Annotated in this window: 13 protein-coding genes; 6 read left to right on the forward strand and 7 right to left on the reverse strand. The window is 72.5% G+C overall.

Annotated elements, in window-relative coordinates; all coding sequences use genetic code 11:
* Positions 1–132: 132 nt before the first annotated feature.
* Entirely contained in the window at positions 133–2,037 is a 1,905-nt protein-coding gene (locus OEIGOIKO_RS14070) for a transglycosylase domain-containing protein (RefSeq protein ID WP_125054341.1), read from the forward strand.
* Positions 2,038–2,055: 18 nt separating this feature from the next.
* Here OEIGOIKO_RS14070 and def read toward each other — a convergent pair whose 3' ends face one another.
* From def to OEIGOIKO_RS14090, 4 genes are all read right to left on the reverse strand, one after another.
* Entirely contained in the window at positions 2,056–2,697 is a 642-nt protein-coding gene (def, locus tag OEIGOIKO_RS14075; protein ID WP_125054342.1) for a peptide deformylase, read from the reverse strand.
* A 189-nt stretch (positions 2,698–2,886) separates the two neighbouring features.
* On the reverse strand, positions 2,887–3,873 hold the full coding sequence (locus OEIGOIKO_RS14080; RefSeq protein WP_031001132.1) for a tetratricopeptide repeat protein: 987 nt from the start codon (positions 3,871–3,873) through the stop codon (positions 2,887–2,889).
* A gap of 624 nt (positions 3,874–4,497) precedes the next feature.
* Positions 4,498–4,905: a mycothiol system anti-sigma-R factor gene (gene rsrA / locus OEIGOIKO_RS14085; protein WP_125054343.1), complete on the reverse strand. Its 408-nt coding sequence runs from the start codon at positions 4,903–4,905 to the stop codon at positions 4,498–4,500.
* Positions 4,902–5,600, reverse strand: a complete 699-nt coding sequence (locus OEIGOIKO_RS14090; protein WP_218040057.1) for a sigma-70 family RNA polymerase sigma factor — start codon at positions 5,598–5,600, stop codon at positions 4,902–4,904. The genes rsrA and OEIGOIKO_RS14090 overlap by 4 nt, the downstream gene beginning before the upstream one ends.
* Before the next feature lie 345 nt (positions 5,601–5,945).
* Here OEIGOIKO_RS14090 and OEIGOIKO_RS14095 point away from each other — a divergent pair, with 345 nt between their 5' ends.
* On the forward strand, positions 5,946–6,539 hold the full coding sequence (locus OEIGOIKO_RS14095) for a helix-turn-helix domain-containing protein (RefSeq protein WP_125054345.1): 594 nt from the start codon (positions 5,946–5,948) through the stop codon (positions 6,537–6,539).
* Between the two features lie 54 nt (positions 6,540–6,593).
* On the opposite strand, the gene OEIGOIKO_RS14100 is transcribed toward OEIGOIKO_RS14095, so the two are convergent.
* Positions 6,594–7,220, reverse strand: coding sequence for an alpha/beta hydrolase family protein (locus OEIGOIKO_RS14100; protein WP_125054346.1), 627 nt, complete (start codon positions 7,218–7,220; stop codon positions 6,594–6,596).
* Between the two features lie 91 nt (positions 7,221–7,311).
* On the reverse strand, positions 7,312–8,130 hold the full coding sequence (locus OEIGOIKO_RS14105) for an SOS response-associated peptidase (protein WP_125054347.1): 819 nt from the start codon (positions 8,128–8,130) through the stop codon (positions 7,312–7,314).
* A gap of 35 nt (positions 8,131–8,165) precedes the next feature.
* Here OEIGOIKO_RS14105 and OEIGOIKO_RS14110 point away from each other — a divergent pair, with 35 nt between their 5' ends.
* The 4 genes from OEIGOIKO_RS14110 to OEIGOIKO_RS14125 all read left to right on the forward strand — a co-directional run bounded on the left by OEIGOIKO_RS14110 (position 8,166) and on the right by OEIGOIKO_RS14125 (position 11,940).
* A complete protein-coding gene (locus OEIGOIKO_RS14110) occupies positions 8,166–8,879 on the forward strand; it encodes a M50 family metallopeptidase (RefSeq protein WP_125045074.1) in 714 nt (237 codons plus the stop codon).
* Positions 8,880–9,138: 259 nt separating this feature from the next.
* Positions 9,139–10,506, forward strand: coding sequence for a 3-phosphoshikimate 1-carboxyvinyltransferase (gene aroA, locus OEIGOIKO_RS14115; protein WP_125054348.1), 1,368 nt, complete (start codon positions 9,139–9,141; stop codon positions 10,504–10,506).
* A gap of 13 nt (positions 10,507–10,519) precedes the next feature.
* On the forward strand, positions 10,520–11,527 hold the full coding sequence (gene rsgA, locus OEIGOIKO_RS14120; protein ID WP_125054349.1) for a ribosome small subunit-dependent GTPase A: 1,008 nt from the start codon (positions 10,520–10,522) through the stop codon (positions 11,525–11,527).
* An 89-nt stretch (positions 11,528–11,616) separates the two neighbouring features.
* Complete coding sequence (locus OEIGOIKO_RS14125; protein ID WP_030022114.1) at positions 11,617–11,940, forward strand: DMT family transporter; 324 nt, start codon at positions 11,617–11,619, stop codon at positions 11,938–11,940.
* A 38-nt stretch (positions 11,941–11,978) separates the two neighbouring features.
* Here the strand turns inward: OEIGOIKO_RS14125 and OEIGOIKO_RS14130 are convergent, their stop codons facing one another.
* Positions 11,979–12,629 (reverse strand): TetR/AcrR family transcriptional regulator, encoded by a 651-nt coding sequence (locus tag OEIGOIKO_RS14130; RefSeq protein ID WP_125054350.1) that lies wholly within the window; start codon positions 12,627–12,629, stop codon positions 11,979–11,981.
* Positions 12,630–12,765: the final 136 nt, after the last annotated feature.

Consider the following 12,765-nt stretch of genomic DNA (forward strand, 5'->3'; position numbering starts at 1 on the left):
GGTGCCGGTCCACGAGGGCGGACCGGCACCGTCCGTTTCTTTATGTCCGACGAATCCGGATCGGATTTGATGAGTCGATGACAACGTGCGGACGGCGGCAACCCGGCCCCGACCCGCCTGCTCTCCCCTTGTATGAAGGGCAGCGAGCAACCGAAGAAACGGTTCATCGACTATCCCCGCCAGGGCCGCGCCGGCCGGCGCCGCTGGCTGCCGTCCTGGAGACAGCAGCTCGGCACCGCCGCCGTCGGCGCGGCCGGTCTCGCCGGGCTCTTCGGCACCGTCTACGTCCAGGTCGACATCCCGGACGAGAACGCCGCCTCGCGCCAGGAAGCCACCGTCTACTACTGGGCGGACGGCAGCCAGATGGTGAGCGAGGGCGCCGTCAACCGGCAGAACGTCACCCTCGCCCAGGTGCCCGACTCCGTCGAACACGCCGTCATCGCCGCCGAGAACGCGAGTTTCTACTCCGATTCCGGAGTCTCGCTCTCCGGGATCGCCCGCGCCGCGGTGAACATGGCCAAGGGCCAGGAGGCCCAGGGCGGTTCCACCATCACCCAGCAGTTCGTGAAGAACACGTACCTCTCGCAGGACCAGACCCTCAAGCGCAAGGTGAAGGAATTCTTCATCGCGCTCAAGCTGGACAACCGCAAGTCCAAGTCCGAGATCCTGCAGGGGTACCTCAACACCAGTTACTTCGGGCGTAATTCGTTCGGCATCCAGGCCGCCGCGAACGCCTATTACGGCATTCCCGCCAAGAGCCTGGACCCCAGCCAGGGCGCGGCGCTGGCCGCGCTGCTCAAGGGCGCCGAGCAGTACGATCCGGCGCTGAGCGACGCCAACCACGAGCGGGCGGTGGAGCGTTGGAAGTGGATTCTGGACCGCGAGGTGGCGACCGGCCTGATGAGCCGGGAGGAACGCGCCCGCTACACGACGTTCCCGGAGCCGCGGAAACCGGTCACACCGACCAGCCAGAAGGGCCAGACCGGCTATCTCGTCGACGCCGCGAAGAAATACCTCAGGAGCCGTACGGACCTGACCGACCGCGATCTGGCCCGCGGCGGCTACCGTATCCACACCACCTTCGAGAAGGACAAGGTGGCGCTGCTGGCGAAAGCGGTGGAGGACGAACGGCGCCGCAGTATCGACCCGAAGAAGCGTGCCGCCGACGCGTACGTGGAATGCGGTGCCGCGTCCGTACGGCCGCGGGACGGCGCGGTCGTCGCGCTCTACGGCGGCCCGGACGCGACGAAACACTTCGCCAACAACGCCGACACCGCCGGCGTACCGGCGGGCTCGGCCTTCAAGCCGTTCGTGCTGGCCGCCGCCCTGCGCGAGGGCAGCGCCGAGGCCGCGGAGGCCGTCCCCGGCCCCGGCGGCCCGTCACCGGCCGTCGCCCTGCCGTCCGCCCTGTACGAGGGCCTGGTGACCTCCGCCCACCCGCCGTTCGTCAGCGCGGGCAAGCGCCTCGGGCTGGAGAAGATCCGCGACCTCGCCCTCGACGCGGGCCTGCACAAGAGCAGCCTGGCCAAGCTGGAGCCGACGTTCCCGCTCGGCACCTCCACGCCCAGCGCCATCCGGCTGGCCGGCGCGTACTCCCTGTTCAGCAGCGACGGCAACCGGTCCGAGCCGTACTCGGTGACCAAGGTCGTGCACGACGGCAAGCCGCTGCCGGGCCTGGAGCCGCCGGAGCCGCGCCGCGTGCTGGACCCGGCGGCGGCACGCGGCGTCAACTTCGCGCTGCGCGCCTTCGCCTGGAAGTCGCTGCCCCAGGAGACCGTCACCAAGCTGCCGCAAGGAGTCACCGCCGGCGGCACCGGACCCGCCGACCGCATGCGGTCGGCGTGGTTCATCGGCAACGACGGCGCGCCCGGCGGCGGGCTGACCACCGCCGTCACCGTCTTCCGCACGAAGCCGGGGACGCCGCGGCTGCTGCCCATGGAGGGCGTGGGCGGCGACGCCCGGCTGTTCGGCAACGGGATACCGCCCCGGATCTGGGGCGCGTACGCCACCGCGTACGCCGCCGGCACGGCGAAGTGAGCGGGGCCGGGCCGCCGCTCAGTCGTTGGCGACGACGGGGTAGCGCGGCTCGCGCTCGGCCATCTGCTTCAGCGCGTCCTTGCGGTCGCGCTTGGAGAGCCGGTCGATGTACAGGTAGCCGTACAGGTGGTCGGTCTCGTGCTGGAGGCAGCGCGCGAAGTAGCCGGTGCCCTGGACCACGATCGGGTTGCCCTTGGTGTCCTGGCCACGGACGACCGCGTAGTCCGGGCGGGCCAGCTCCGCGTACGCGCCCGGCACCGACAGGCAGCCCTCGTTGGAGTCGTCCAGCACCCGGCGCTCGACCGGCAGGTCGTCCAGGACCGGGTTGCAGACCACGCCGACGTGCCGTACGCCCTCGTCGTCCAGGCAGTCGTAGACGAAGACCTTCAGGTCCACGCCGATCTGGTTGGCGGCCAGGCCCACGCCCTCGGCCGTGCGCTGGCTGGCGAACATGTCGTCCACGAGCTGGGCGAGCTCGTCGTCGAACTCGGTGACGTTCTTGCACTCCTTGTGCAGCACCGGGTTGCCGACGACGGTGATCGGGCGGGACGTGCCGCGCCCGCGGTGCGCCTCCTCCCGCTCCGCCGCGCCGGTGACGTCGTCGACGAAGCCCTCCGCCGCCCGCTCCTCGTTGTGGTCAAAAACAGGCTGTTGCGCCATGTCCGCCGTACGCCTTCCTGGAAACCCGAAATCTTCGCCCTCCAGCCTACGCGGGGCGCCCTGCGGGCTCGCGGAGACCGCGTCCGGTTCCGGCCGGGCGGGATGCCGGGAGCGCGCGGGATGCCGGGAACGCGCGAGGTGCCGGGAGCGCGCGGCGTGCCGGGCGCCGGTCCGTGCGGCCGCCGGCCGTCAGCAGACCTCTTCGAGGTCCCGCCACTCCCGCGTGTCCGGGCTGTCCGCGACCCAGCCGTCCAGCAGGCCGCGCACCAGCCCGGCAGGGGCCGCGATGCCGCACTCGCGCTCCGGCACCCACAGCGAGCCGGAGCCCGCCGTGCGGTGGCCCAGCGGCCCCGGGTGGCCCGGTTCGCTGTGGTCGTGCGGGTCCAGGTGCTCGCCCTCGCCCTCGTCACTGGGCATCCGGCTCTCCGAGCACGTACGGCACAGCAGGCGTACGGACGACGACCAGTCCTCGGCGGCGAAGCCCGCGTCGGCGGCCAGCCGCTCCAGGGCGTCCCGGTCGGCCTCCGTGGCGGCCTCCAGGAGCACCACCCAGGTGGGGACCGGGGAGGGCGCCCACAGCTCGATCTCGTCGAACACCGGGAAGGACGGGCCCGCCGCGGTCGTCCGCTCGCCGTTCGGGACGCCGTCGTGCAGGACGACCTCGCCCCAGCGCCGCCCGGAGGACGGCAGCGGGATGGAGAGCACCTCGATCCGGGCCGGGTCCAGCCGGCGGCCCCAGACCACCTCGGCCTCGCCCTCGGGCGAGAGGCGCACGGCGGCGCTGCCCAGCTCCATGCCGACCGGTTCGGCGGACGGTGACCCCTCGCCGGGGACCTTCAGGCCGTATGCCTGCCAGGCCCGCCGGGCCAGCGGCCAGTCCTGCAGGGCGGTGGCGGCGATGCCCACGTTCCACCAGTCGGGGGCGCCGGCCTCGCGGTCCAGCAGGGCGACCGCGCGCAGTCCGGCGGCGCGCGCCTGCTCCCAGTCATGCCGGAACTTGTGCAGCAGCGCGAGGTTGAACCAGGACTCCGACAGCCACGGCTCCATGTCGGCCGCCCGCGTCAGCAGCGCGCCCGCATCCTCGTAACGGCCGTCACCGATCAGCGTGAAAGCGCGGTCGGTCGCCTGCCGCCACGAGGCGGAGGGCCGGTGCCGTACCTTGCCGAAGATCTTCACGATTCCCGCCTGCTGGTTGCTTCCTGGATGCCGCCCCGGACGGGGGCCGGGGGCCGTTCGAGGGCCCACTCGACAACCTGCCACAGATTGCCGCCGGGCTCAGCCCGGTTGCCGCGCCGCCCGCGGCCCGCCGCCGTCCCCCTCACCGGCTCCTTGCCTTTCGCCGTCCCCCTGAATCCCCGTTCGTGGGGGTTCCTTCGCATCCAACCATGCCCATCTCCGGCACCGCTCATTACCCATCGGTTCCATGACCTTGCGCGGGCCTTTGCGAGGATCTGTGCGGGGATCGCAGACGGGCCCGCGGGGGGATCCGCAGACGGGCCCCCGGGGGGATGTGTGCGGGGAGCCGTCGTGGACCGGTGCGGGAGTCCGGGAACGGGGGTCTCCCGGGCCGGGGCTCGTCCCGGGAGGCCGCCGAGGCATGCGGCAGGGCAGACGGAACGGCGGCCTGCCGTACGGGAACGGCGGCTGGACGTAGGGAAGTTGAGCCCCTGTGGGCGACCGGCGGGCGGCAAAGTCGCGGCGGTCCGGCGGCGAACGGGCGGCCCGGCGGTGAAAGGGCGGATCAGTGGATCGGGCGGGACGAACCGTCCCGCCCCTCACCCCTTGGGGTGATACGCCGCGCTATTCGGCCCGCGCGGTCTCACCACGCGCGTCGAGCGCGCTGTCCGGACCGGGCCCGGACGCCTGCTCGGGGGCCTTGGCGGCCGCGGCGGCACGGGCCGCCGCCTGCTCCTGCTTGGCCTGTTCGAGCACGCTCTGCTCGGGCACGGCCTCGCCCGCGCGGATCAGGTCGATCCGGCCCATCACCTTCGACCGCAGGTCGACCGGGACGTCGTCATGGCCGCAGCAGCGCTTGACGAGCTTCTTGACGGCCTGCTCCAGCCCGTACTTCTCCAGGCAGGGCGAGCATTCGTCGAAGTGCTCCTGGAACTTCTCGCACTCACCGGCCGGCATCTCCCGGTCGAGGTACTCGTACAGGTGGTCGAGGACCTCTGAGCAGTCCTTCTCGTGCGGCTCTCCGCAGCTCATGATCCCGAGCCTTTCCGATCGTGCGACTGCGACGACTGCGCGGACGCAGCGCCTGCCCCGGCGGGGACCAGCCCGCGCTCACGGGCGTAATCCTCCAGCATGCCGCGCAGTTGGCGCCGGCCGCGGTGCAGACGGGACATCACCGTGCCGATGGGTGTACCCATGATGTCGGCGATCTCCTTGTACGCAAAGCCCTCGACGTCCGCGAGATAGACCGCGATGCGGAACTCCTCCGGAATGGCCTGGAGGGCCGCCTTCACGTCGGAGTCGGGCAGGTGGTCCAGCGCCTGGGACTCGGCGGACCGCAGGCCCGTGGACATGTGCGACTCGGCGCGCGCCAGCTGCCAGTCCTCGATCTCCTCGGCGGCACTGCGCTGGGGTTCGCGCTGCTTCTTGCGATAGGAGTTGATGAAGGTGTTCGTGAGGATGCGGTACAGCCACGCCTTGAGGTTCGTTCCCTCACGGAACTGGTGGAAGGACGCATACGCCTTCGCATACGTCTCCTGAACCAGGTCCTCCGCATCGGCCGGGTTGCGCGTCATGCGCAGCGCGGCCGAATACATCTGGTCCAGGAAGGTGAGCGCGTCCCGCTCGAAGCGCGCGTTGCGCTCGGCGTCCGTCTCCCGCTTCCCGTGGCCAGCGTGCTCCTCAGCCGTACCGTCGGTCCCTGCGTCGGTACCGGTGACCGGACCCACCTCCTCCAACACCGTGACGGATCCGGACGCGGACCCGCTCGATTCGGAGAATAGACGACGATCCGGTATCGCCGCCGCTCCAGCCATGGCGGCCTGGGCGCCCCTCAGCTGTGACCACTGCAGGTCAGCGGCCTGCGGGCGGGCTGGGCAAGCGATTCCCATGCGGCGGACCCCACTTCTTCGAAGATTCCCTCGGCGTTCCTACAACCGGCACAACAGCCGCACCCCGCACGTCATTCCCGCCCCGCGGAGCCGCGCCGTGAGCATGGTCACGGAGCCCGCCGGAACAGGCCGTGCGTCCGGGGCACACTTGACAAAACGGCTTGCCGCTTCAGCAATGAAGAGATGGACGACAAGGCGTACGAACGGGTGCTGACGAACGTGGGGCCGCGGCTGCGGCGGCTGCGGCAGGACAGAGGGGTCACGCTCACCGCCCTCTCGGAGACGACGGGCATCTCGGTGAGCACCCTCTCCCGCCTCGAATCGGGCGGCCGCAAGGCCACGCTCGAACTGCTGCTGCCGCTCGCCCAGGCCCATCAGGTGCCGCTGGACGAGCTGGTCGGCGCGCCGGAGGTGGGCGATCCGCGGGTGCGCGCGGTGCCGCAGCGCCGGGCGCACATGACGGTCGTGCCGCTGACCCGGCAGCCCGGCGGACTCCAGGCGTACAAGCTGGTCATCGATCCGGTGGCGGGCGAGCCCGACCTGCGCACCCATGAGGGCTACGAGTGGCTGTACGTGCTCTCCGGGCGGCTGCGGCTGCTGCTCGCGGACCGGGACGTGGTGCTGCGCTCCGGCGAGGCGGCGGAGTTCGACACCCGGCTGCCGCACTGGTTCGGACCGGCGGGCGGCGAACCGGTGGAGGTGCTCAGCCTCTTCGGGCGGCAGGGCGAGCGGATGCACGTACGCGCCCGGCCGCGCGGCCAGGACAAGGAGGACTGAGGGCGTACGGCCCGGCTCTCCGCCGGGTCGGGCGACCAGTCCGTCCGGTCCGGGTCAGGCGAACAGCCCGTCCAGCCACTCCCCCGCCGCGTCCGTGATCACGGCCATCGCCGCCGGCTCGTCGAGGTCCGCCTTCTTCGGTACGGCGAAACCGTGGTCCCCGTACGGCACCTCGACGACGCGGGTGCCCTCCGGGAACTCCGGCGGCCGCCCGAACGGGTCCCGGCCGCCCTGCACCACCAGCGTCGGCAGTCCGGCACCGGTCAGCTCGTCCGCGCGCGACTTCTCGGGCTTGCCCGGCGGGTGCAGCGGGAAGCTCAACGCCAGTACGCCGTGCGCGCCCAGACCGCGCGCCGTGCGGCAGGCCACGCGCGCCCCGGCGCTGCGTCCGCCAGCGACGACCGGCAGGCCGGGCTTCTCCAGGGCGGGCCACAGTGCGGTCCAGGCGGTGTCCAGCGTCTTGGGAGCCGGTGCCAGCTTCTTGCCGGCCACCCGCCACGGCTGCTCGACCAGCGCCACGGTGTAGCCGCGCGCGGGCAGCTCCGCCGCCAGCGCGCGCAGGTCGCGTGCCTCGATGCCGCCGCCGGCGCCGTGGCTGACGGCGAGGACGGCCCGCGCGCCCTTCGCCGGGTGCCAGGTGATGCGCGCCTCACCCACAGGAGTCTCAACTGTTTCGCTCACGCCCTCATCCTGCCGCCCCGCGCGCCCGGTGCCGTACGGGGGCGCGCGGCGGGCCGGTGCCACGTGCGGCGGGCGGCGGGCGCCCCGGCCCTCAGAACAGCGTGCCCGCCTCCGGCGCCGCCAGCTCCTTGACCAGCTCCGGGCCGTTGTTGCGGACGTTGCTCACTTCGGTGGGGACCGGGTACGCGCGCATCAGCCCGGCGGGCGGCGGCGCGAGCAGCGGCAGCAGGTCGGCCACGTCCGTACGGGCCGGGTCGAGCCAGGCGTCCCACTTGTCGGGCGTCATGACCAGCGGCATCCGGGGGTGGATGTCGGCGAGCGTCTGCGGGCCCTCGCCGCCGTCCGCGTTCGCCAGCGGGGTGGTCTCGGCCTCGGTGGTGACGACCGTGCAGGTCACCCACCAGGCCTGCGGGTGGTCGTCGGGCAGGGTGCGGTCGCGCCAGAACTCGTAGAGCCCGGCCAGCGCCATCACCTGGCCGTCCGCCGGTGTGACGAAGTACGGCTGCTTGCGCGGCCGCTTCTTCTTGCCCTGCTCCTCCAGCTGCCGTTCGGCCGCGGCGGTGACCCACTCGTAGTAGCCGTCGCCGGGCAGCAGGCAGCGGCGGGCCGCGAACGGCCGCCGGAACGAGGGCTTCTCGTGCACCGTCTCCGCCCGTGCGTTGATCATCTTGACCCCGACATCGGGCGATTTCGCCCAGGACGGGACCAGCCCCCAGGTCAGTCTGCGCAACTGGCGAACCGGACGACGGTCTTCCGCGTCTTTAAGGGGACGTTCGAGCACCGCGTGGACGTTCTTCGTCGGGGCGATGTTCCAGTCGGGCGCCAGGGCCTCTTCCGGCTCCCACTTCTCGACCTCGAAGAGCCCCACCAGATCCTCGGGGCCGCGACTCGCTGCATACCGTCCGCACATGTATGCCACAGTGCCACGCCACACCAAGGGGAGAGATGGACACCGGTCATATCACCGACGTATGGGACAGGGTTTTCGGCATCCAGCCCGACCCGCCGCCCTGGCTCGTGCTGGTCACCGCGGTGCTCGCCCTCGGCGCCATCGTCCCGTACCGCGCCTGGCGGCTGTCCCGTAACGCCGTCACCATCGCCCACGAGGGCGGCCACGGGCTCGTCGCCCTGCTCAGCGGCCGCCGGCTGTCCGGCATCCGGCTGCACTCCGACACGTCGGGGCTGACGGTCTCGCGCGGCAAGCCGACCGGCCTCGGCATGATCCTCACCGCGGCCGCCGGGTACGTCACACCGTCCCTGCTGGGACTGCTCGGCGCCTGGCTGCTGGCCTCCGGGCACATCACGGCGCTGCTGTGGGGCGCCGTCGTACTGCTCGCCGCGATGCTGCTGATGATCCGCAACGCGTACGGCGTGCTGACCGTCGTGCTCTCCGGGGCCGCCTTCTTCCTCGTCTCCTGGCTCACCACTCCCGACGTACAGGCGGCATTCGCGTACGCGGTGGTGTGGTTCCTGCTGCTCGGCGGCGTACGGCCGCCCTTCGAGCTCCAGGGCAAGCGGCGCCGCGGCCGGGCCGGGGACTCCGACCCCGACCAGCTGGCCCGGCTCACCCGGGTACCGGCGGCCGTCTGGCTGGGCCTCTTCCACCTCGTGACGCTGAGCTCGCTGGCCGGCGGCGGCCGGTGGCTGCTGAATCTCTGAACCGGTAAGGGCCGTGCGCCGGTGCCCGCCCCCGGGCGCGAGCCGTGCGCCGGTGCCCGCCTTCCGGGCGCGTGTCGTGCCCTCGCGCCCGTACGGTACGGAAGGGGCACCGGTGCCCTCGGGATGCGCCCCGGAGCGCGTCGTCGGGAGCGCGGCGCCGGACAGTGACCCGGCCTGCACTATCAGTGCCGTGTTTCCTGCAGGTTGCGCCACTTTTGATCAAGATCTGCACCCTGTCCCAGCCATTAAAGTGAGGGGCATGACCGAGAGCCCCGTGCATCCCGCCCTCTGGCCCGCCCCCGTCGCTGCCGGAGCGGTCGACGCCACCGTCACCGTGCCCGGCTCCAAATCGGTCACCAACCGTGGCCTCGTCCTCGCCGCCCTGTCCTCCGAGCCCGGCTGGCTGCGCCGGCCGCTGCGCTCCCGGGACACCCTGCTGATGGCCGAGGCGCTGCGCACGATGGGCGTCGGCATCGAGGAGACCGCCCCCTCCAGCGCCGCCGCGACGGCCGGCGCGGACGGCGGCGGCGGCGAGGCGTGGCGGGTGATCCCGGCCGGTCTGCACGGCCCGGCCACCGTCGACGTCGGCAACGCCGGTACGGTCATGCGCTTCCTGCCCCCGGTCGCGGCCCTCGCCGACGGCGCCATCCGCTTCGACGGCGACCCGCGCTCCTACGAGCGCCCGCTCGACGGCGTGATCAACGCGCTGCGCTCGCTCGGTGCCCGGATCGACGACGACGGCCGCGGCGCGCTGCCCATGACGGTGTTCGGCGGCGGCGCCCTGGAGGGCGGCGCGGTGGAGATCGACGCCTCCTCCTCGTCCCAGTTCGTCAGCGCGCTGCTGCTGTCCGCGCCGCGCTTCAACCAGGGCGTCGAGGTACGGCACGTCGGCTCGGCACTGCCCTCGATGCCGCACATCCGGATGACCGTCGACATGCTGCGCAGCGTCGGCGCCCAGGTGGACACCCCGGAGTCCGGCGGTGAGCCGAACGTCTGGCGGGTCACCCCCGGCGCCCTGCTCGGCCGCGACCTGATCGTCGAGCCGGACCTGTCCAACGCCCAGCCGTTCCTGGCGGCGGCGCTGGTCACCGGCGGCCGGGTCACCATTCCCGACTGGCCCGAGCGCACCACCCAGCCCGGTGACGCGCTGCGGGAGATCTTCACCGCCATGGGCGGTTCCTGCGAGCTGACCGAGCGCGGCCTGACCTTCACCGGCACCGGCCGCGTCCAGGGCATCGACGTGGACCTGAGCGAGGTCGGCGAGCTGACCCCCGGCATCGCCGCGGTGGCCGCCCTCGCCGACTCCCCCTCCACCCTGCGCGGCGTCGCCCATCTGCGCCTGCACGAGACCGACCGGCTGGCGGCGCTCACCAAGGAGATCAACGAGCTGGGCGGTGACGTCACGGAGACCGAGGACGGCCTGCACATCCGGCCGCGTCCGCTGCACGGCGGCATCTTCCACACGTACGAGGACCACCGGCTGGCCACCGCCGCCGCGGTCATCGGCCTGGCCGTACCGGGCGTGCAGGTCGAGAACGTGGCGACCACCGCCAAGACGCTGCCCGACTTCCCCGCCCTGTGGACCGGCATGCTCGGCGAGGCCACGGCCCCCGCGCGGAGAGGCTGAGGCTCTTTCGACCATGCGGCGCTACGGCAAGAACCCCGACGAGGACGACATCCGCGTCCGCCCCAACCGCAAGGGCAACCGCCCCCGTACGAACATCCGGCCCAAGCACGAGGACGCCAGCGAGGGCCTGGTCCTGACCGTCGACCGGGGCCGGCTCACCTGCCTCATCGAGGACCGCACGGTCATCGCGATGAAAGCGCGCGAACTGGGCCGCAAGTCCGCCGTGGTCGGCGACCGGGTCGCGGTGGTCGGCGACCTGTCCGGCGCGAAGGACACCCTGGCGCGGATCGTCCGGGTCGAGCCGCGCAGCTCCACCCTGCGGCGCACGGCGGACGACGACGACCCGTTCGAGCGGGTGGTCGTCGCCAACGCCGACCAGCTCGCGATCGTCACCGCGCTCGCCGACCCGGAGCCGCGGCCGCGGCTGATCGACCGCTGCCTGGTCGCCGCGTACGACGCGGGCCTGGACCCGCTGCTGGTCCTGACCAAGTCCGACCTGGCCTCCCCCGACACCCTCCTGGAGTCGTACGGCACGATCGGCGTCCCGTACATCGTCACCAACCGCGACGAACTCGCCGACGGCACCGCCGCCGACCGGGTCAGGGAGCGGCTGCGCGGGCACATGACCGCCTTCGTCGGGCACTCCGGCGTCGGCAAGACCACCCTCGTCAACGCGCTGGTGCCGGACCGCGCACGGGCCACCGGACACGTCAACGCGGTGACCGGCCGCGGCCGGCACACCACGACCTCCGCACTCGCGCTCCCGCTGCCGGACGACTCGGGCTGGGTCATCGACACCCCGGGCGTCCGCTCCTTCGGGCTGCACCACGTGGACCCGGCCCGGGTCATCCTCGCCTTCCCCGACCTGGTCCCCGGCACCGCCGACTGCCCGCGCGCGTGCAGCCACGACGAGCCGGACTGCGCCCTGGACCAGTGGGTGGCCGACGGCCACGCGGATCCGGCGCGGCTGTACTCGCTACGCCGTCTGCTGGCCACCCGGGAGCGACGCGAAGGGGACTGATCGCGCACGTTTGCTACCCCGCCGCCGAGGTAAATGCATAATCACACCAAGGCTGGCGAAGCGGTCACGGACCGTACGGAGGCATGGACATGGCGTGGCTGCTCGTCGTGGTGGCAGGGCTCCTGGAGACGGGATTCGCGGTCTGCCTCAAGCTCTCCCACGGCTTCACCCGGCTCTGGCCCACCATCGCCTTCGCCTGCTTCGCGCTCGGCAGCTTCGGCCTGCTCACCCTCTCGCTGAAGAAGCTCGACGTGGGCCCGGCCTACGCGGTGTGGACCGGCATCGGCGCCGCCGGCACCGCCATCTACGGCATGGTCTTCCTCGGCGACCTGGTCTCCACCCTCAAGCTGGTCTCCATCGCCTTCGTCATCGTCGGCGTGATCGGGCTTCAGCTTTCGGGGTCGGCGCACTAGCAGCGCTTCCGCTGGTCCTGGCCGTGGACGGTCAGTGGTCAGGCGCGATGGGCGGCATGGGCGAAGGCCCGGTGGAGCTGACGGGTGAGGTCCTCGGGCTCGGCGGGGGCGACGACGTACGACAGGGTGAGGCGGGCCGCGGTGGCGCAGGCGGTGCCCAGTTCGGGGAGGTTCTCCTTGGGCCAGTCGGCCTCCAGCGCCGCCATCGCGCAGTCGCTGAACCGGCTCACCAGGTCGGTCGGACCCGGCGGGGGCCCGTCCGCGCGCGCCCCCGGCTGGCTGCTCGCGCCGCCGGAGTACGGTCCGCGCCGTCCCGGTACTCCGCCCGCCGGGGCCGGCAGCCGCTCGCTCCAGCAGCCCGTCAGCGCCGCCCGTACGAGCGGATTGGTCCGTGCGGCCCGTACGGTCCACGCCGCCGCGGCCACCACCCGGGCCTCCACGTCACCGCCCGCCCCTCCCGGCCCGGCGCCCGGTTCGGCCAGGGCCCGGGTGACCCCGGCGATGTAGCCCTCCGTCTCCCGCCGCACCAGAGCCCTGGCCAGGCCCTCCTTGCTGCCGAACTCGTTGTAGAGGGTCTGCCGGGACACCCCGGCCTCGGCCGCGACATCGACCATCCGGACTCCTGCCCACGGCCTGGCCGCGAGCGCCGCGTAGGCGGCGTCCAGCAGGGATTCACGCGCTGTAGGCATCGTCGCCTCCCAGGCCGCCGGCCCAGATGGCCGGTGTGCCGCACAGAATTGACTCGCCGCCAGGGGCTGTCAAGGGTCCGTACGCGCCGGGCAACCGGCGTCATGTGGCTCGCGCCGGAGACCAGTCGATACTGTT

The organism is Streptomyces paromomycinus, assembly GCF_003865155.1.
GTDB lineage: Bacteria > Actinomycetota > Actinomycetes > Streptomycetales > Streptomycetaceae > Streptomyces > Streptomyces chrestomyceticus.

What these genes read in the sequence shown, in the direction of transcription:
- OEIGOIKO_RS14070 (WP_125054341.1), top strand. Translation starts at nt 133, where the DNA reads ATGAAGGGCAGCGAGCAACCGAAGAAACGGTTCATCGACTATCCCCGC.
- def (WP_125054342.1), bottom strand. Translation starts at nt 2,697, where the DNA reads ATGGCGCAACAGCCTGTTTTTGACCACAACGAGGAGCGGGCGGCGGAG.
- rsrA (WP_125054343.1), bottom strand. Translation starts at nt 4,905, where the DNA reads ATGAGCTGCGGAGAGCCGCACGAGAAGGACTGCTCAGAGGTCCTCGAC.
- OEIGOIKO_RS14095 (WP_125054345.1), top strand. Translation starts at nt 5,946, where the DNA reads ATGGACGACAAGGCGTACGAACGGGTGCTGACGAACGTGGGGCCGCGG.
- OEIGOIKO_RS14105 (WP_125054347.1), bottom strand. Translation starts at nt 8,130, where the DNA reads ATGTGCGGACGGTATGCAGCGAGTCGCGGCCCCGAGGATCTGGTGGGG.
- OEIGOIKO_RS14110 (WP_125045074.1), top strand. Translation starts at nt 8,166, where the DNA reads ATGGACACCGGTCATATCACCGACGTATGGGACAGGGTTTTCGGCATC.
- aroA (WP_125054348.1), top strand. Translation starts at nt 9,139, where the DNA reads ATGACCGAGAGCCCCGTGCATCCCGCCCTCTGGCCCGCCCCCGTCGCT.
- rsgA (WP_125054349.1), top strand. Translation starts at nt 10,520, where the DNA reads ATGCGGCGCTACGGCAAGAACCCCGACGAGGACGACATCCGCGTCCGC.
- OEIGOIKO_RS14125 (WP_030022114.1), top strand. Translation starts at nt 11,617, where the DNA reads ATGGCGTGGCTGCTCGTCGTGGTGGCAGGGCTCCTGGAGACGGGATTC.
- OEIGOIKO_RS14130 (WP_125054350.1), bottom strand. Translation starts at nt 12,629, where the DNA reads ATGCCTACAGCGCGTGAATCCCTGCTGGACGCCGCCTACGCGGCGCTC.